At 69.0% G+C, this 19,214-nt stretch carries 15 protein-coding genes; 1 reads left to right on the forward strand and 14 read right to left on the reverse strand.

The window, feature by feature from the left end; all coding sequences use genetic code 11:
• Positions 1-82 precede the first annotated feature (82 nt).
• The 10 genes from ACZ6TU_RS12880 to ACZ6TU_RS12925 all read right to left on the reverse strand — a co-directional run bounded on the left by ACZ6TU_RS12880 (position 83) and on the right by ACZ6TU_RS12925 (position 13,454).
• Positions 83-1,588, reverse strand: coding sequence for a CYTH and CHAD domain-containing protein (locus ACZ6TU_RS12880; protein WP_467668486.1), 1,506 nt, complete (start codon positions 1,586-1,588; stop codon positions 83-85).
• 55 nt (positions 1,589-1,643) lie between these two features.
• Positions 1,644-2,846: a rod shape-determining protein RodA gene (rodA, locus tag ACZ6TU_RS12885; protein ID WP_467668484.1), complete on the reverse strand. Its 1,203-nt coding sequence runs from the start codon at positions 2,844-2,846 to the stop codon at positions 1,644-1,646.
• Positions 2,843-5,089 (reverse strand): penicillin-binding protein 2, encoded by a 2,247-nt coding sequence (gene mrdA / locus ACZ6TU_RS12890; protein WP_467668482.1) that lies wholly within the window; start codon positions 5,087-5,089, stop codon positions 2,843-2,845. Before mrdA ends, rodA begins: the two co-directional genes overlap by 4 nt.
• A gap of 148 nt (positions 5,090-5,237) precedes the next feature.
• The gene (gene mreD / locus ACZ6TU_RS12895; RefSeq protein WP_467668480.1) at positions 5,238-5,909 is read right to left on the reverse strand and encodes a rod shape-determining protein MreD; all 672 of its coding nucleotides are present in this window, start codon (positions 5,907-5,909) and stop codon (positions 5,238-5,240) included.
• 13 nt (positions 5,910-5,922) lie between these two features.
• Positions 5,923-6,870, reverse strand: a complete 948-nt coding sequence (gene mreC / locus ACZ6TU_RS12900) for a rod shape-determining protein MreC (protein WP_467668478.1) — start codon at positions 6,868-6,870, stop codon at positions 5,923-5,925.
• A gap of 144 nt (positions 6,871-7,014) precedes the next feature.
• Entirely contained in the window at positions 7,015-8,034 is a 1,020-nt protein-coding gene (locus ACZ6TU_RS12905) for a rod shape-determining protein (RefSeq protein ID WP_004001297.1), read from the reverse strand.
• A 265-nt stretch (positions 8,035-8,299) separates the two neighbouring features.
• Complete coding sequence (ndk, locus tag ACZ6TU_RS12910) at positions 8,300-8,713, reverse strand: nucleoside-diphosphate kinase (protein WP_467668476.1); 414 nt, start codon at positions 8,711-8,713, stop codon at positions 8,300-8,302.
• 65 nt (positions 8,714-8,778) lie between these two features.
• Entirely contained in the window at positions 8,779-9,135 is a 357-nt protein-coding gene (locus ACZ6TU_RS12915; protein WP_467668474.1) for a DUF4233 domain-containing protein, read from the reverse strand.
• A gap of 6 nt (positions 9,136-9,141) precedes the next feature.
• On the reverse strand, positions 9,142-10,692 hold the full coding sequence (folC, locus tag ACZ6TU_RS12920) for a bifunctional tetrahydrofolate synthase/dihydrofolate synthase (protein ID WP_467668472.1): 1,551 nt from the start codon (positions 10,690-10,692) through the stop codon (positions 9,142-9,144).
• 131 nt (positions 10,693-10,823) lie between these two features.
• On the reverse strand, positions 10,824-13,454 hold the full coding sequence (locus ACZ6TU_RS12925; RefSeq protein WP_467668470.1) for a valine--tRNA ligase: 2,631 nt from the start codon (positions 13,452-13,454) through the stop codon (positions 10,824-10,826).
• Positions 13,455-13,592: 138 nt separating this feature from the next.
• Here ACZ6TU_RS12925 and ACZ6TU_RS12930 point away from each other — a divergent pair, with 138 nt between their 5' ends.
• Positions 13,593-14,543 carry a hypothetical protein gene (locus ACZ6TU_RS12930; RefSeq protein ID WP_469548118.1) on the forward strand — a complete coding sequence of 317 codons (951 nt, stop codon included), beginning with the start codon at positions 13,593-13,595 and terminating at the stop codon, positions 14,541-14,543.
• 60 nt (positions 14,544-14,603) lie between these two features.
• On the opposite strand, the gene clpX is transcribed toward ACZ6TU_RS12930, so the two are convergent.
• The 4 genes from clpX to tig all read right to left on the reverse strand — a co-directional run bounded on the left by clpX (position 14,604) and on the right by tig (position 19,140).
• Positions 14,604-15,890 carry an ATP-dependent Clp protease ATP-binding subunit ClpX gene (clpX, locus tag ACZ6TU_RS12935; protein ID WP_086853897.1) on the reverse strand — a complete coding sequence of 429 codons (1,287 nt, stop codon included), beginning with the start codon at positions 15,888-15,890 and terminating at the stop codon, positions 14,604-14,606.
• Positions 15,891-16,071: 181 nt separating this feature from the next.
• Positions 16,072-16,779: an ATP-dependent Clp protease proteolytic subunit gene (locus ACZ6TU_RS12940; protein ID WP_020271909.1), complete on the reverse strand. Its 708-nt coding sequence runs from the start codon at positions 16,777-16,779 to the stop codon at positions 16,072-16,074.
• A 109-nt stretch (positions 16,780-16,888) separates the two neighbouring features.
• Positions 16,889-17,494: an ATP-dependent Clp protease proteolytic subunit gene (locus ACZ6TU_RS12945; protein ID WP_010041894.1), complete on the reverse strand. Its 606-nt coding sequence runs from the start codon at positions 17,492-17,494 to the stop codon at positions 16,889-16,891.
• A 260-nt stretch (positions 17,495-17,754) separates the two neighbouring features.
• A complete protein-coding gene (gene tig / locus ACZ6TU_RS12950) occupies positions 17,755-19,140 on the reverse strand; it encodes a trigger factor (RefSeq protein WP_469548120.1) in 1,386 nt (461 codons plus the stop codon).
• Positions 19,141-19,214 lie beyond the last annotated feature (74 nt).

Raw genomic sequence — 19,214 nt, forward strand, 5'->3', positions numbered from 1 at the left:
GCACCTTCGTGAGCTGGACTGAACTGACAGGGTGACCATCCAGACTAACGCGACCGGGCCGCACCTCCGTACGCGCGGAAGATCAGAGGCCCGCCAACCCGCCCTTGGTCCGCTCCCAGAGTCCGGGCAGCTCGGTCTCCACGCGCACCGCCCGCTGCTCCTCGCGCTCGTGGAGCAGGCCGTAGGTGAAGGCGCTCTCCCCGGCCGCGTGGGCGACCGCCGACAGCTCGCGCAGTGCCTGCCGGGCCATCACGCTGTCCTGGTGCTCGCCGAGCAGGTTCTGGAGCGCCTTCATGGACTTGACCAGGTCCTTGGCGGGCTTGCCGAGAGCCGGTCGGGCGGCCTCCGCGGCGTAGCGGGCGCGCTTGGTCTTCTTGCGGGCCTCGTGGATCGCTACATCGCGGTCGGTGCCGGGTTCCAGTTCCACGGCCCGCTCGACCAGCCCGGCGACCTTGCGGAAGTCCTTCTTCACGGCCTTGGCGATCGCCTTGCGGGGTTTCTTGCCGGCCGCCTTACGCAGGGGCGGATCGGCGATCAGCGCGTCCAGAGTGTCGAGCAGGGCGAGGTAGCGGCGGGAGTCCAGGACGCCGATGAGCCGGCCGCGGGCCCCGCCGTGCCGGTCTCTCGCCCAGGTGTGCAGCCGCCCCGCGACCGGGCCGCGGACCAGGGTGGCCGGCACCTCGTCGAGAGCCGCCGTCAGCCGTTCGGTCAGCACCTCCCGGTCCCGGTCCACTCCCAGCTCACCGGCCAGCCACTTCAGCTCGTCGCCGACCGGGTCGGTGACGGTCCGGTCGAGGATCTCGCCGTACGACTTGAAGGTGCTGCGCAGCCGGCGGGTGGCCACGCGCATGCTGTGCACCGAGTCCTCGGCGTCCCGCCGCACGGCCGGGTCGAGCTCGACAATGGCGTCCCGCTGGGCGCGCACATACGCCAGGACGTGGTCTCCGGCGGTCACCGGTTCCCCGGCGGAGGCGGACGCGCGCTGCTGGTGCGGCGCCGTCTCCGCCAGGGCCCGTGCCAGCTTCGACGCCGAGGCCGACGGCCGTATGCCCGCCTTGCGCAGCCGCTTCTCCACCTTGTCGAGGAAGGCCGGGTCTCCCCCGTCGGCGAGCTCCACCTCGATCTCCGTCCACTGCGCTTCACCGCCGCCGGCCGTGAGCCGGTCGGCTCGTACGGCGTCGACGCTGACCTCGGCGAGCAGCCGGCCCTCGGCGTCGACGAGGTGGCGTACGTCGCGGTCGGAGCGCAGCCGGACGACGGGCAGCAGTTCGCCGCCGCGGACCCGGGAGCGGACGAGCCCGGCGAGGTCGTCCGGGAGGGTGTCGGAGAGCGGGGCGTGGATCTCGTCGCGGACGCCGGGGGCGACGGGGAACTTCAGATGCCAGCCCGCGTCCGAGCCGCCGGTGCGGCGGCGCAGGGTGACGGACGACGCGGTGAGGCGTTCGTCGGCCGTGTCGTAGTAGGTGGCGTCGAGGTGGGCGATGCCCTTGTCGTGCACGGCCGCGACCCCGGCGACACCGGTCAGGTCGGGAAGTCCGCTGTCCTCGGACTCGTATTTCCGCTCGATCTCGCGCTTGGTGTCCGCCATGGGCCGAATCTAGTCGGCACGGGGGCGGGGCGGCAGAGGGCCGCCCCGCCGGTGTTCATGCCGACATCGGTCGCTGGACCCGGATGGACTGCAACAGACCGACCGCTATCCACACGGCGAACATCGACGAACCGCCGTACGACACGAACGGCAGCGGCAGTCCGGTGACCGGCATGATGCCGAGCGTCATGCCGACGTTCTCGAACGTCTGGAAGGCGAACCAGGCGACGATGCCGGCGGCCACGATCGTGCCGTACAGGTCGCTGGTCTCCCGGGCGATACGGCAGGCGCGCCACAGGACGACGCCGAGCAGCAGGATGATCAGGCCGCCGCCGAGGAAGCCCAGCTCCTCCCCCGCCACGGTGAACACGAAGTCCGTCTGCTGCTCGGGCACGAACTGGCCGGTGGTCTGCGAGCCGTGGAAGAGGCCGGAGCCGGTCAGGCCGCCGGAGCCGATGGCGATGCGGGCCTGGTTGGTGTTGTAGCCGACGCCGGCCGGGTCGAGCTCGGGGTTGGCGAAGGCGGCGAAGCGGTTGATCTGGTAGTCGTCGAGCACCCCGATCTGCCAGACGGTGACCGCGCCGAGCGCACCGGCGCCGAGCAGCCCGAACACCCACCGGTTGGTGGCGCCGGAGGCGAGCAGCACGCCCAGCACGATGATGACCATCACCATGACCGACCCGAGGTCGGGCATGAGCATCACGATCACCATGGGTACGGCGGCCAGGCCCAGGGCCTGCACGACCGTGCGGTGGTCGGGGTACTGCCTGTCTCCCGCGTCGACTCTGGCCGCCAGCAGCATCGCCATGCCCAGGATGATCGTGACCTTCACGAACTCCGAGGGCTGGAGGGAGAAGCCGCCGGGGAGCTTGATCCACGAATGGGCGCCGTTGATCGTGGAGCCGAGCGGGGTGAGCACCAGCAGGATCAGCAGGACCGAGAGGCCGTACAGGACCGGCACGGCCGTGCGCAGGCCGCGGTGGCCGAGCCAGATCGTGCCGGCCATCAGGGCGAGGCCGATGCCTGTGTTCAGCAGGTGCCGGACGAGGAAGAAGTACGGGTCGCCCTGGTTGAGTTCCGTGCGATTGCGGGTCGCCGAGTAGACGAGGAGCGTGCCGAGCAGAGACAGCGCCGTCGCCGACAGCAGGATCGGCCAGTCGAGGCGCCGCGCCATCGAGTCGCGGGCGAGGAGCCTGGTCCAGCCGGAGCGCTCGGGGCCGTAGCCGGAGACCTGGAAGCTGTTCACACCGCCGGTCATGTCGGCAACCTCCGGCTTCCCCGCCGGCGCCGGCGCCTTCGGGTGTCACGGTTCTCCGGCGTCGGCGGGGCTGCCGTCGCAGGCTGGAGCGGGTCGGCCGGGGCGTTCGGGTCCTTCTTGTCCGCCTGCTGGTCCTTGGCCGGGTCCTTGGGGACCTTCGGGGAGGCGATGGTGCCGTCCGTCTTGACCTTCGGCAGGGCCTTCTCCGGGGTGGGCAGCAGGGCCTTCTTCGCGTCGATGTCACCGTCCTCGGAGACGCCGTACAGCGCGTTGTAGATGTTGCGGACGGCGGGGCCCGAGGCGCCGGAGCCCGTACCGCCCTGGGAGATCGTCATGACGATCGAGTAGTCCTTGGTGTACGTGGCGAACCAGGAGGTGGTCTGCTTGCCGTAGACCTCCGCCGTACCCGTCTTGGCGTGCATCGGGATCTTGTCCTGCGGCCAGCCGCCGAACCGCCAGGCGGCCGTACCGCGGGTGGCGACTCCCGCGAGGGCTTCGTCTACCTCGTCGCGCGTCTTCTGCGTCATCGGCAGCTTGCCGTGCGACTGGGGCTTGATCGGCGTGACGGTCTTGCCGTCGGCGCTGATGACGGCCTTGCCGACGGAGGGGTTGTAGAGGGTTCCGCCGTTGGAGATGGCCGAGTAGATGGTGGCCATCTGGATGGGGGTGACGAGGGTGTCGCCCTGGCCGATGGAGTAGTTGACGGAGTCACCGGCGCGCATGCGGTTGCCTTCGAGGCAGTTCTCGTAGGCGATCTTCTCGGCGTAGCTGCCGTTCCGCTTGCCGGTGCGGCACCAGGCGTCCTTGTTGGCCTTCCAGTAGTCCAGCTTCCACTGGCGGTCGGGGACGCGGCCGGTGACCTCGTTGGGCAGGTCGATGCCGGTCTCCTTGCCGAGGCCGAACTGGTGGGCGGTCTTGTAGAACCAGTCGTTGGGCTTCTTCTTCGGCTTGGTGCCGCCGTCCTTCTTCCACTCCTCGTGGGAGAGGCGGTAGAAGACCGTGTCGCAGGAGACCTCCAGGGCGCGGCCGAGGCTGATCGGGCCGTATCCCTTGGACTCGAAGTTCTTGAAGACCTGGCCGCCGATCGAGTACGAGCTGGAGCACTGGTAGGGGCCGTTGAAGGAGTAGCCCGCGTTGACCGCGGCGGCCGTCGGGATGACCTTGAAGATGGAGCCGGGCGCCGACTGGCCCTGGATCGCGCGGTTGAGCAGCGGGTAGTTGGAGCTCTTGCCGGTGAGCCGCGTGTAGTCCTTGGCGGAGATGCCGCCCACCCAGGCGTTCGGGTCGTACGTCGGGTTGGAGGCCATGGCGACGACGCGGCCGGTCTTGGCCTCCATGACGACGACGGCGCCGGAGTCGGCCTTGTAGTTCGTGCCCGTGTTGCGGTCGTGCTCCTTGCGGGCCTTCTTCATGGCCTCGTTCAGCTGGTACTCGGCGATCCGCTGGACACGGGCGTCGATGCTGGTGACGAGGTTGTCGCCGGGGTGGGTGGGGTCGGCCTCGGCCTGGCCGATGACGCGACCGAGGTTGTCGACCTCGTAGCGCGTGACGCCGGCCTTGCCGCGCAGCTGCTTGTCGTACTGGCGCTCCAGGCCGGAGCGGCCGACCTGGTCGGAGCGCAGATACGGCGAGTCGGTGTTCTGGGCCTTCTTGATCTCCTCGTCGGTGACCGGCGAGAGGTAGCCGAGGACCTGGGCGGTGTTGGCCTTGCCGGGGCTCGGGTAGCGGCGCACGGCCTCGGGCTCGGCGGTGATGCCGGGGAAGTCCTCGGCGCGCTCACGGATCTGGAGGGCCTGCTTGGGGGTGGCCTCGTCGGTGATGGGAATGGGCTGGTACGGCGAGCCGTTCCAGCAGGGCTGCGGCGTCTCGGCGTCGCACAGCCGGACCTTCTCCTGGACCTCCTTGGGCGTCATGCCCAGTACACCGGCGAGCTTGGTGAGGACGTCCTTGCCGTCGTCCGGCATCTTCAGCAGGTCGGTGCGGGAGGCGGAGACGACCAGTCGCGTCTCGTTGTCGGCGAGGGCCACGCCGCGCGCGTCCAGGATGGAGCCGCGGACGGCCGGCTGGACGACCTGCTGGACGTGGTTCCCCGACGCTTCCTTGGCGTACGCCGCGCCCTCACGGATCTGGAGGTACCACAGGCGTCCGCCGAGGGTGAGCAGGAGGGAGAGGACGAGGACCTGGATGACGACGAGCCGGATCTGGACCCGTGAGTTCCGGCCGGTCTCGGGAATGTTGGTCACTGCGGCCGCCTCCCCCTCTCGGTGTGCGTACGGATGTGCGGGTACGAAGGTGCGTCCGGGCACGCATGTGCGGATACGAGTGAGGAACGACGGGCCCCCGAGCCGGCGTTCCTACCGGACCGGCCCGTTCGGGTGAACTTCCCTGAGTTCACAGCCGCTTGACCCCCTTGATGCGCCCGGCCCGCGCCATCCGTGCCCGGGCCGCCTTCAATCGCAGCCCGTTCCGCTGGCTGCCGATCTTCAGGCCGGTGCCGCCGGAGAGCCAGCCGGAGGAGATGTCGGTGGCCTTGGCGGCGGAGCCGGTCTCGGCGAGCGGATCGTTCTCGGCGCGTCTGGCCAGCGCCATGACCCCCGGGACCACGAACGGGGCGAGCAGCAGGTCGTACAGGGCGGCCGTGAACAGCAGGCTGCCCAGGCCCACGTGGCGGGCGGCGGTGTCACCGACGAGGGCACCGACCCCGGCGTACAGCAGGGTGGAAACGAGGGCGGCGGCGACCACCACGGCCATGGGACCGGTCGCGGACTTCAGCCGGCCCGTCTCCGGTTTCACCAGGCCGGCGAGGTAGCCGACGACGCACAGCACGAGCGCGTAGCGCCCGGCGGCGTGGTCGGCGGGCGGGGCCAGATCGGCGAGCAGGCCCGCGCCGAAACCGACGAGGGCACCGCCCACATGGCCGTACACCAGGGCGAGGCCGAGGACGGTGAGGAGCATCAGATCGGGCACGGCACCCGGCAGATGGAGGCGGGCGAGGACGCTCACCTGGATCACCAGGGCGACGACGACCAGGGAGGAGGAGAGCAGGATCCGGTTGACGCGCATGAGGTGACAGCTCCTACTGCTCTTGCTGGTTCTGGCCGTCTGCGGGTGCCTCGGCGGACGGCGTCACCGTCACCGTCACCGTCGGCCTGGGGGTCGGCTTCGGCTTGGGCGGGAGCACCGTGTCGCGCGGGTCCTTCTTCGGGGCCTCGACGACGACACCGACGATGTCGAGCTTGCTGAAGGCGGCGTACGGCGTGACGTAGAGCGTGCGGGTCAGCCCGCCGCCGGACGGGTCGACGCGGGAGACCACGCCGACGGGCACGCCGGGCACGAACGGCCGGTCGGCCTGCGAGCCGAAGGTGACCAGACGGTCGCCCTTCTTCACCTCGGCCTTGCCGTTGAGGAGTTCCACGCGCAGCGGGCGGTCGCCCTGCCCGGAGGCGAAGCCGAGCTCGTCGCCGGACTCCATCCGGGTGCCGACCGTGAAGTCGGGGTCGCTGGCGAGCAGGACCGTGGCGGTGTTGGGACCGACGGTGGTGACCCGGCCGACGAGCCCGTCCCCGTTCAGGACGGTCATGTCGCGTTTGATGCCGTCGTTGGCGCCGACGTCGATGGTGATGGTCCAGGAGAAGCCCTGCGCGGCACCGATGGCGATGACCTCCGCGCCCTTGATGCCGTACTGGCCCCGGCCGGAGATCTTCAGCATCTTGTCGAGCTGCTTGAGGCGGCTGCGGCTGCGGTCGTCGCTGCCGAGCCGCGCCTTCAGGGCCGCGTTCTCCTCTTCCAGCGCGGCGAGCCGGTCGTGCCGCTCGCCGGAGTCCCGGATGGCGGAGACCGCGTTGCCGACCGGGTCGACCGCGGCCGACACACCGCTCTCGATCGGGCCGAAGACCGCCGCCGCGCCCTGCCGGGCACCGTCGACCGGGGAATCCTCCCCACCGCGAATATCCACCGTGATCAACGCGAACGCGATGGCGATCAGCAGCACCAGGAGCAGCCGGCTCTCTCGTGTGTCCCTCACGTGCGGCGGCCGTGCCCTTCCTCATAGGAATTCGGGAAGCCCCAGGGAAACCCGAGGGGCTGCATTGTGGGAGGTTATGCCTCTATATCAACGATCCGCCGTACGAGGGGAGATCGTCCCGTACGGCGGAATCGAAGAGTTACGTCATCTGCGCGGCTGGGCGTCCAGCACCTGCTGGAGCGCCTCGAACTCCTCGACGCACTTTCCGGAGCCGAGCGCCACGCTGTCCAGGGGATCCTCGGCGATGTGGATCGGCATACCGGTCTCCCGGCGCAGCCGCTCGTCCAGGCCCCGCAACAGCGCTCCGCCGCCGGTCAGAACGATTCCTCGGTCCATGATGTCGCCGGACAGCTCCGGCGGACACTTGTCGAGGGTCGTCTTGACGGCGTCGACGATCGCGTTGACCGGCTCCTCGATCGCCTTGCGGACTTCGGCCGCGGAGATGACGACGGTCTTCGGCAGCCCGGAGACCAGGTCCCGGCCGCGGATTTCGGTGTGCTCGTCGGAGTCGAGGTCGTACGCCGAACCGATCGTGATCTTGATCTGCTCGGCCGTCCGCTCACCCAGCAGGAGGGAGTACTCCTTCTTGATGTGCTGGATGATCGCGTTGTCCAGTTCGTCGCCCGCGACACGGATGGACTGGGCGGTGACGATGCCGCCGAGGGAGATGACCGCGACCTCCGTGGTGCCGCCGCCGATGTCGACCACCATGTTGCCCGTGGCCTCGTGGACCGGCAGGCCGGAGCCGATGGCCGCGGCCATGGGCTCCTCGATGATGTGCACCTGGCGGGCGCCGGCCTGGGACGACGCCTCGATGACGGCGCGGCGCTCGACGCCCGTGATGCCCGAGGGCACGCAGACGACGACCCGCGGACGAGCCAGATACCGCCGCTTGTGGATCTTCAGGATGAAGTAGCGGAGCATCCGCTCGGTGATCTCGAAGTCGGCGATCACGCCGTCCTTCAACGGACGAACGGCAACGATGTTGCCGGGCGTGCGCCCGATCATCTTCTTCGCTTCGGCGCCGACCGCGAGGATGCCACCGGTGTTGGTGTTGATCGCGACGACGGACGGCTCGTTGAGTACGATCCCGCGACCCCTGACGTACACCAGCGTGTTGGCGGTCCCGAGGTCGACAGCCATGTCACGGCCGATGAACGACATTGAGTTCCCCATCAGGATTCGTCTGGCCTTCCCACTGGCTTTTGAGGGCGTTTCAGGTAGGCAAAGGTGGGTGCTGTGACGTGAAGGCTTCCATCGTAGACGCGCCTTCGCGAACACTGCGGGAGGGTCTCCGCCAATGTCAGCAGATGCTGTGCGGGTTCGCTTGTGGAGACGGGCGTTCGGGGAGCATCGTTCCCTCGATCGCCACGCATATGCCAGAAAAGTCCGGGAGCCGTGACTCCCAGACTTCCCTCGCCGTTTCGCCTTAGGCGCGGCCCGGGAAGAAGATCTTCACTTCCCGCTCGGCGGACTCCTCCGAGTCGGAAGCGTGAATCAGGTTCTCCCGCACGATGACGCCGAAGTCGCCGCGGATGGAGCCGGGGGCCGCGGCGATCGGGTCGGTCGGTCCGGCCAGCGCGCGCAGCCCCTCGATGACCCGCTCGCCCTCGACGATCATCGCCACGACCGGGCCGGAGGCCATGAACTCCACCAGCGGCTCGTAGAAGGGCTTGCCCTTGTGCTCGCCGTAGTGCTGCTCCAGCGTGTCCTGGTCCAGGGTGCGCAGTTCCAGCGCGGTGATCGCCCAGCCCGCCTTGCGCTCGATACGGCTGATGATCTCGCCGGTCAGGCCACGACGGACGGCGTCGGGCTTGAGGAGGACGAGGGTGCGCTGGCTCACGACGGGCTCCTTATGCATCAAGGTTGTGCGGTGAGACGAGATTACCCGGCGTGTCGGGGCGCCTGTTACGCAGCGTCAGGTGTGGAGGAGCCGGACTGGGCCGCGAATCTCGCCTTCGCCTCGTCCACCTTCCGCCCGTAGTGCACGGACGCCCACCACAGGGCCGCGAAGACCACGCCCAGGAAGAACATCATCGGCACGGCGAAGCCCGACGCGATGAGCGCGATCTGCAACGCCCAGCCGAGCGCCACCCCGCCCGGGCGCGTCACCAGGCCGCACAGCACCAGGCACAGGAACATCGCGACACCGCTGACCGTCCACACGGTCGTCATGGACAGGTCGGGGTCCTTCATGGCGACAAGACCGGCGAATCCGATGACGAAGAACTCGCCGATCAGGGTCGAAGAACAGAGCGTACGCACGGGATCTCAGCCCCTCCCCAGGAGCAGTCGGGCCTCGCCGACGGTGATGACGGAACCGGTGACGAGCACACCACCGCCCGCGAACTCGCCCTCCTCCTCGGCCAGCGTGATCGCGGCCTCCAGCGCGTCGGGCAGCCGCGGCTCGACCTGGACGCGCTCCTCGCCGAACACCTCGACGGCGATGCCGGCCAGCTCGTCGGCGTCCATCGCGCGCTGACTGGAGTTCTGCGTGACCACGATCTCGGCGAACACCGGCTCGAAGGCCTCCAGCAGCCCCCGCACGTTCTTGTCGCCGCTCGCGCCGACGACACCGATGAGCCGGCTGAACTGGAAGGCCTCACCGATCGCCTCGGCCGCCGCCCGGGCGCCCGCCGGGTTGTGGGCGGCGTCGAGCACGACGGTCGGGGACCGCCGCACGACCTCCAGCCGCCCCGGCGAGGCGACGGCCGCGAACGCCTTGCGGACCGTGTCCAGGTCCAGCGACTCGGCCCGCTGCGCACCGACGCCGAAGAACGCCTCGACGGCGGCGAGCGCGACGGCCGCGTTGTGCGCCTGGTGGGCGCCGTGCAGCGGCAGGTACACCTCGGTGTACTCGCCGCCGAGCCCGCGCAGCGTCAGCAGCTGCCCGCCGACGGCCACCTGCCGGTCCACGACACCGAACTCCAGCCCCTCCCGGGCCACGGTCGCGTCCACCTCGACGGCCCTCTTCAGCAGCACCTGCGCCGCGTCGACCGGCTGCTGCGCCAGGATGACGGTCGCGTCCTGCTTGACGATGCCGGCCTTCTCGGCGGCGATCTCCGCGTGCGTGGTGCCGAGCCGGTCGGTGTGGTCGAGGTCTATGGGCGTGACGACGGCGACGTCACCGTCGATCACGTTCGTGGCGTCCCAGGAGCCGCCCATGCCGACCTCGACGACGGCGACGTCGGCGGGCGCGTCGGCGAACGCTGCGTACGCCATGCCCGTGAGCACCTCGAAGAAGGACAGCCGGTAGTCCTGCTGCGCGTCGACCATCTCGATGTACGGCTTGATGTCCTGGTACGTCTCGATGAACCGCTCGGCGGAGATCGGGGCGCCGTCCAGGCTGATGCGCTCGGTGATCGACTGCACGTGCGGCGAGGTGTAGCGGCCGGTCCGCAGCTCGAAGGCGCCGAGGAGGGCCTCGATCATGCGGGCCGTGGAGGTCTTGCCGTTGGTCCCGGTGATGTGGATCGACGGGTACGACCGCTGCGGGTCCCCCAGCACGTCCATCAGCGCGGCGATACGGCTGACCGAGGGCTCCAGCTTGGTCTCGCCCCAGCGCGTGGCGAGCTCCGCCTCGACCTCGCGCAGGGCCTTGTCGACCTCGGGGTCGTCGGGGCGGGTCGGGATGTCGGCCTCCGGGGGGCCGCCCTGGGTGCGCAGGGTTCGGCTGCCGGCTTCGATGACGGCGAGGTCGGGGTCGCGGGTGGTCTCCTCCGCGATGATCTCGTCGAAGGTGTTGAGGGGGTCGGGCTGGTCGTCGCTGTGGTCTGGAGGGAGCTCGCTCACGGGGCCCAGTCTACGGAGGGACAGTGACATCGGTCGGGGGTGGTTTGTGTCGTCCCCTGCCTGCGGGTTCGTCGTGGCTTGTCGCGCCGTTCCCCGCGCCCCTGACCGCAGAGAGGCCCCGGCGCTGATCAGCACCGGGGCCTCTACGGCCGTACGAACCTCTACGCCTGTGGCAGCCTCTCCAGCTGGGCCTGGATGCGGGCGATGTCCTCCTCCGCCTTGGTGAGGCGGGTGCGGATCTTCTCCACCACGTGGTCGGGGGCCTTCGCAAGGAACGCCTCGTTGCCGAGCTTGGCGTTGGCCTGCGCCTTCTCCTTCTCCGCAGCGGCGAGGTCCTTCGCCAGCCGCTTCCGTTCCGCCGCGACATCGATCGTGCCGGACAGGTCGAGGGCGACCTCGGCGCCGGCGACCGGGAGGGTCGCCGTGGCCGTGAAGGCGTCGCCCTCCGGCTGGAGCCGCAGCAGCTGCCGGATGGCGGCCTCGTGGGTCGCGAACGGCGTGCCGTCCAGCGTCAGCCGGGCCGGAACCCGCTGGCCGGGCTGGAGACCCTGGTCGGCACGGAAGCGGCGGACCTCGGTGATGACCGACTGGAGGCTCTCGATCTCACGCTCGGCGTCGGCGTCCCGGAACGAACTGTCCTTCGGCCAGTCGGCGATCACGACCGACTCGCCGCCGGTCAGCGTCGTCCACAGCGTCTCCGTGACGAACGGGACCACCGGGTGCAGCAGCTTCAGCGTGACGTCGAGGACCTCACCGAGGACGCGCTTGCTGACCTCGGCCGCCTCGCCGCCCGCCTGGAACGTCGTCTTGGACAGCTCGACGTACCAGTCGAAGACCTCGTCCCACGCGAAGTGGAACAGGGCGTCGGAGAGCTTCGCGAACTGGTAGTCGTCGTAGTACGCGTCGACTTCGGCGACGACCGAGTTGAGCCGGGACAGGATCCAGCGGTCGGTCGACGACATCTTCGCCCGGTCCGGCAGCGGCCCGTCCACCGTCGCGCCGTTCATCATCGCGAAGCGCGTGGCGTTCCAGATCTTGTTGGCGAAGTTGCGGGAGCCCTGGACCCAGTCCTCGCCGATCGGGACGTCGACGCCGGGGTTGGCGCCCCGGGCGAGGGTGAAGCGCAGGGCGTCGCTGCCGTACTTGTCCATCCAGTCCAGCGGGTTGACCGCGTTGCCGAAGGACTTCGACATCTTCTTGCCGAACTGGTCGCGGACCATGCCGTGCAGGGCGATGGTGCGGAACGGCGGGGTGCCCTCCATCGCGTAGAGGCCGAACAACATCATCCGGGCGACCCAGAAGAAGAGGATGTCGTAGCCGGTGACCAGGACGGAGTTCGGATAGAACTTCGCCAGCGACTCGGTCTGTTCGGGCCAGCCGAGCGTGGAGAACGGCCACAGGCCGGAGGAGAACCAGGTGTCGAGGACGTCGGTGTCCTGCCGCCAGCCCTCGGCCTCGGTCCCGGGCGGCTCCTCGTCGGGCCCGACGCAGACGACCTCGCCGTTCGGCCCGTACCAGACCGGGATGCGGTGGCCCCACCACAACTGCCGCGAGATGCACCAGTCGTGGAGGTTGTCGATCCAGTCGAAGTAGCGCTTCTCCATCTCCTGGGGGTGGATCTTGACGCGTCCGTCGCGGACGGCGTCGCCGGCGGCCTTGGCGAGCGGGCCGACCTTGACCCACCACTGCATGGACAGGCGCGGCTCGATGGTGGTCTTGCAACGCGAGCAGTGGCCCACCGAGTGGACGTACGGCCGCTTCTCGGCGACGATCCGGCCCTCGGCGCGCAGCGCGGCGACGATGGCGGAGCGGGCCTCCAGCCGGTCCAGGCCCTGGAAGGGGCCGTGGGCGGTGATCACGGCGTGCTCGTCCATGATCGTCAGAGCCGGGAGGCCGTGACGCTGGCCGATCTCGAAGTCGTTCGGGTCGTGCGCGGGGGTGACCTTGACGGCACCCGTGCCGAACTCCGGGTCGACGTGCTCGTCCGCGACGACCGGGATGGAGCGGTCGGTCAGCGGCAGCTTGACCAGCTTGCCGATCAGGTGCCGGTAGCGCTCGTCGTCGGGGTGGACGGCGACGGCCGTGTCACCGAGCATCGTCTCGGCGCGGGTGGTGGCGACGACGATGGTGTCGTCCCCGTCGCCGTACTTCATGGAGACGAGCTCGCCGTCGTCGTCCTGGTACTCGACCTCGATGTCCGAGATGGCGGTCAGACAGCGCGGACACCAGTTGATGATGCGCTCGGCGCGGTAGATCAGCTCGTCGTCGTAGAGCCGCTTGAAGATGGTCTGGACGGCCTGGGACAGGCCCTCGTCCATCGTGAAGCGCTCGCGCGACCAGGCGACACCGTCACCGAGGCGCCGCATCTGGCCGCTGATCTGCCCGCCGGACTCACCCTTCCACTGCCAGACGCGCTCCACGAACGCCTCACGGCCCAGGTCGTGGCGGGACTTGCCCTCCTTGGCGAGCTCCCGCTCGACGACGTTCTGTGTGGCGATACCGGCGTGGTCCATGCCGGGCTGCCACAGCGTCTCGTACCCCTGCATGCGCTTGCGGCGGGTCAGGGCGTCGATGAGGGTGTGCTCGAAGGCGTGCCCCAGGTGGAGCGAGCCCGTGACGTTCGGCGGCGGGATGACGATGGTGTACGGCGGCTTGTCGCTCTTCTCGTCCGCGTCGAAGTAACCCCGCTCCACCCAGCGCTCGTACAGCGGCCCCTCTACGTCGGCCGGCGCGTACTGGGTCGGCAGGTCGGTGCTGGGCGCTGGTGGCTGCTGCTGAGCGTTCTCGGTCACGGGGGTCAGTTTAGAGGCGTCACTGCCCCGCCCCGAAACGCGTTTGCTTTGTAACGGTGAAGGGCCCGATGCCATGCACACGGCGGGTCTGCGCCAGGATGTCTCGAACGCATAAGCATCTGGAGGGGAACCCAGAACATGAGCTACAACCAGCCGGGCCCGTACGGCGGGCAGCCCCAGCAGCCTGGACCGTACGGTCAGCCCGGACCGTACGGCCAGCCGCCGCAGGCTCCGCAGCCCGGCTACGGGTACCCCCAGCAGGCCCCTCCGCCCCAGCCCGGCTACGGCTACCCGCAGCAGCCCCCGCAGGGCGTCCCGCCCCAGCCGAACCCCTACGGCCAGCAGCCCCCGTACGGCCAGCAGCCGCCCTACGGCCAGGCCCCGTACGGCGGGCCCCAGCCCCCGGAACCGGGCGGCGGCAAGAAGAAGACGGGCATCATCATCGGCGCCGTGGCCGTCGTGGCCGCGATCGGTGTGGGCGCGTACTTCGTGATCGGCGGGGGTGGCGGCCTGGAGGACGACGGGCCGCACAAGCTGACGACGCCGGCGACGGTGCTCAGCGACTACAAGCGCACCACGAAGGACGGGCAGACCGCCGGCTCCGGCTCGACGTCGGAGCTGGAGAAGAGCGGCGTCAAGAACGCCAAGACCGCGACAGGCCTCTACAACACGGTGGACCTGAGCGACTACGACCCCGACGATCCGTCGTCCGCGGCGAAGATGGCGACGGCCAAGACCCTTTCGGTGGCCGGTGCCTACGGCGAGATCTCCGACCCGCAGGCAACTCTGGACCTGTTCTTCGCCAACTTCAAGAAGTCGGCCGAGAAGGACTCCGCCTCCAAATCCGGCAGGCCCGAGCTGGTCGGCGAGCCCGAGGAGGCGGACCTCGACGGCGCGGTCATGAAGTGCCAGTCGCTCAAGGGGCAGGACCGGCGGACCAAGAAGGAGAAGACCAACTGGTTCTGCGTGTGGGCCGACTACAGCACCATCGCCATCGTGTCGCCGGGTGACGCGGCGCAGGGCGTCACCCAGGACGTGGCGATCGACCTCACCACCAAGGTGCGCAAGGAAGTCCGCGTCAAGGCCTGACGCCCGCAACGACGAAGGCGCCCGGCAGCAGTGCCGGGCGCCTTCGCGTGCAGTGGGTGACTAGGCCGTCTTCTGCTCTCCCGGACCCCGTCCTCGCGCATCCCGCGGAATCAGCGTCGGGTTCACGTTCGACTGGACGACGTCCGCCGTGATGACGACCCGGGCCACGTCCTTGCGGGACGGGACCTCGTACATCACGCCCTGGAGGACCTCCTCCATGATGGCGCGCAGGCCGCGCGCGCCGGTCTGGCGGAGGATGGCCTGGTCGGCGATGGCTTCGAGGGCCTCGCGCTCGAAGTCCAGCTCCACACCGTCGAGTTCGAAGAGGCGCTCGTACTGCTTGACGAGCGCGTTGCGCGGCTCGACGAGGATCTGGAGCAGGGCCTCGCGGTCGAGGTTGTGGACCGAGGTGATGACCGGCAGGCGGCCGATGAACTCGGGGATCATGCCGAACTTGACCAGGTCCTCCGGCATGACCTCCTGGAACTGGTCCTTGGACTCCATCTCGCGCTTGGAGCGGATCTGCGCGCCGAAGCCGATGCCCTTGGCGCCGGCGCGGGATTCGATGATCTTCTCCAGGCCCGCGAAGGCACCACCCACGATGAACAGCACGTTCGTCGTGTCGATCTGGATGAACTCCTGGTGGGGGTGTTTGCGGCCGCCCTGCGGCGGGACCGAGGCCGTGGTCCCCTCCAGGATCTTCAGCAGGGCCTGCTGGACACCCTCGCCCGAGACGTCGCGAGTGATCGAGGGGTTTTCACTCTTCCTCGCGACCTTGTCGATCTCGTCGATGTAGATGATCCCGGTCTCGGCCTTCTTGACGTCGTAGTCGGCGGCCTGGATCAGCTTGAGCAGGATGTTCTCGACGTCCTCGCCGACGTAGCCGGCCTCCGTCAGGGCCGTGGCGTCGGCGATCGCGAAGGGGACGTTCAGCATCCGCGCGAGGGTCTGTGCCAGGAGGGTCTTGCCGGAGCCCGTGGGGCCGAGCAGGAGGATGTTGGACTTCGCCAACTCGATGGCGTCGTCGCGGCCGTTCGCCCCGCCGTTCTCACCGGCCTGGACCCGCTTGTAGTGGTTGTACACCGCGACGGAGAGGGCCTTCTTGGCGGCCTCCTGGCCGACCACGTACCCCTCGAGGAACTCGTAGATCTCGCGGGGCTTCGGGAGCTCCTCCCAGCGGACCTCGCTGGTCTCCGCCAGCTCTTCCTCGATGATCTCGTTGCAGAGGTCGATGCACTCGTCGCAGATGTACACACCGGGCCCTGCGATGAGCTTCTTGACCTGCTTCTGGCTCTTGCCGCAGAACGAGCACTTGAGCAGATCGCCGCCGTCACCGATGCGTGCCACGGTGTGCTTCCCCTTCGCCTGGGAGACTCCTGGACGCCGACGTCCAGCGGACTCCTGGTGCTGCCTTATGTCCGACGGTACCTTGCCGGGCCCCTCGTTCGGGCCCCCCTTGGCGCGGTTCGCTTTGACGTGAACCCTGCCAAACCATGCCAAGGGGCGGCAGACGATACAGCCTCTCGCCTCAGCGCAGGCTCGAGTTGTCCATCTTCCGGGTGGTGATGACCTGGTCGATCAGGCCGTAGCTCAGTGCGTCCTCGGCCGTGAGGATCTTGTCGCGCTCGATGTCCTCACGGATCTTCTCGATCGTCTGCGTGGAGTGCTTGGCCAGCATCTCCTCCAGCTGCGAGCGCATCCGGAGGATCTCGTTGGCGGCGATCTCCAGGTCGGACACCTGACCGCGGCCGGTCTCGCTGTACGGCTGGTGGATCAGCACGCGCGCGTTCGGCAGGGCCATGCGCTTGCCCGGCGTACCGGCGGCCAGCAGGACGGCGGCGGCGGAGGCCGCCTGGCCCATGCACACCGTCTGGATGTCCGGCTTCACGTACTGCATCGTGTCGTAGATCGCCGTGAGCGCCGTGAAGGAGCCACCGGGGCTGTTGATGTAGACCGAGATGTCACGGTCGGGGTCCATCGACTCCAGGCACAGCAGCTGCGCCATGACGTCGTTGGCGGAGGCGTCGTCGATCTGGACGCCGAGGAAGATCACGCGCTCCTCGAAGAGCTTCGCGTACGGGTCGTACTCGCGGATGCCCTGGGAGGTGCGCTCGACGAAGCGCGGGATGACGTAGCGGGACTCGGCCTGCGGGCCGGTGTACTCGCCCTGAGCGGCGCGCATGTCCTGAACGGCGTGCATACGGTCGTAGATCCCACTGCCGGGGAACTGGTTCACGGTGTCTCCTGAAAAGGGCTGAGGCGGTCGGCTGGGGCTGTCTGGGGTCGCTGGGGCCCGGGAGGGCTCCGTGGGCCTCACGGGGCGCCACAGGCCCCGTGGGGACCTCTCAGGCCCCGGTGCCGCCGCCGCCCGGCATGCCGGCGGCCGTGGGCATGACGTCGTCGATGAGGCCGTACTCCTTGGCCTCGAAGGCGTCGAACCAGCGGTCGCGGTCCGAGTCGCGGGTGATCTGCTCGACCGTCTGGCCGGTGTGCTGGGCGGTGAGCTCGGCCATGCGCTTCTTGGTGTGCAGCAGCCGCTCGGCGTGGATCTTGATGTCGGAGGCGGAGCCCGCCAGGCCGGCGGAGGGCTGGTGGATGAGGATCTCGGCGTTCGGCAGCGCGAAGCGCTTGCCGGGGGTGCCCGCGCTGAGCAGGAACTGTCCCATCGAGGCCGCGAGACCCATGGCGATCGTCACCACGTCGTTCTTGATGTACTGCATGGTGTCGTAGATCGCCATGCCGGCCGTGATCGAACCGCCGGGGCTGTTGATGTACAGGTAGATGTCCTTGTCCGGTTCGGCGGCAAGGAGCAGCAGCTGTGCGGTGATCTTGTTCGCGATGTCGTCGTCGACCGGCTGGCCGAGGAAGATGATCCGCTCGTTGAGCAGCCGGTTGTAGACCTGGTCGCCGAGGCCACCACCGATGGAAGGCTCGCCGGCGGCTGAAGGCATCAGATTCGTCACGTATCCACCTGCTCGTCTTACGACGGCGCCGGGCCGTCTTCACGTGTTCCCTGCGGGGCGGGAGCCGTATCGGAGACTCCACTGCCCTGGTACTCATGGACCCTAACGCGCGGGTCCCTTCGGGGAATCCCGGAGATGGGAGTGTTCGCCGGGGGCGTAGCGACTCGGGGGCCGGTAACGCGACGGGCCCCGAGAAGCACTGTGTGTCTCGGGGCCCGTCCTTACGGCGTTGCGAAGTGCCCGGGGGCTCAGCCCTCGGTCTTCTCCTCGGCGGTCTCGGCCGGGGTCTCCTCGGCGGAGGCCTCGGTGGTCTCCTCGTCCTCTTCGTCGTCGAGGTCGATGATCTCGCCGTTGGTGTCCTTGACCGTGGCCTTCTCGACCACGACGGCCAGGGCCTTGCCGCGGGCGACCTCGCCGACCAGGAGCGGAACCTGGCCGCCCTCGACGACGGCCTGGGCGAACTGGTCGGGGGACATGCCGGAGGAGGAGGCACGCCGCATGAGGTGCTCGGTGAGCTCCTCCTGGTTGACGTTGAGCTTCTCCTGCTTGACGAGCTCGTCGAGCACGAACTGGGTCTTGATGCCCTTGACCGCGGCCTCGCGGGTCTCGGTCTCGAACTCCTCCTCGCTCTTGCCCTGGATCTCCAGGTACTTCGCGAGGTCGAGACCCATCTGGCCGAGCTGGTGGTGCTCGAGGTTGTGCTTGCGGGTGTTGACCTCGTCCTCGAGCAGCTTCTCGGGGACCGGGACCTCGACCAGCTCGAGCAGCTTCTCCAGGACGCGCTCCTGGGCCTGCGTGGCCTGGTCGTACTGCTTCATGTTCTCGAGGCGCTTGCGGCTGTCGGCGCGCAGCTCCTCGATGGTGTCGAACTCGGAGGCGAGCTGCGCGAACTCGTCGTCCAGCTCGGGCAGTTCACGCTTGGCGACCTGGGTGACCTTGACGGTGACCTCGGCCTCCTTGCCGGCCGCGGAGCCGCCCTTGAGCTCGGAGGTGAAGGTGGCCTCGCCACCGGCCTCCAGGCCCTTCACGGCGTCGTCGATGCCGTCCAGCAGCTCGCCGGAGCCGATGGTGTAGGAGACGCCGTTGGCGACGCCGTCCTCGAGGACCTCGCCCTCGACCTTGGCCTCCAGGTCGATCGTCACGACATCGCCGTCCTCGGCGGCACGCTCGACCGGGGCGGTGGAGGCGAAACGCTCACGGAGCTCCTCGACCGCCTTGTCGACGTCCTCGTCGGTGACCTCGACCGCGTCGACCTCGACCTCGATGCCGGAGTAGTCCGGGATCTCGATCGCGGGGCGGATGTCGACCTCGGCGGTGAAGTTCAGCGTCTCGCCGTCCTTCAGCTCCGTGATGTCGACCTCAGGCTGGCCCAGGGGGCTCAGCTCGGCCTCGTTGACCGCGTCGGTGTAGAACTTCGGCAGCGCGTCGTTGACGGCCTCCTCCAGCACCGCACCGCGGCCGAACCGCTGGTCGATGACCCGGGCCGGGACCTTGCCCTTGCGGAAGCCCTTCACCGTGACCTGCTGGTTGATCTTCTTGTACGCCGCGTCGAGGCTGTCCTTGAGCTCCTCGAAGGGCACCTCGACAGTGAGCCGAACCCGAGTCGGGTTCAGGGTCTCCACGGCGCTCTTCACGGTTCGGTCTCCTTGTGGCTGACTTCTTGGGTTCTGCCGGTGCCAGAGCGGCCCGGCGGATTTCGCCGCCCGGA

It is taken from the genome of Streptomyces sp. NPDC052064 (assembly GCF_055585925.1).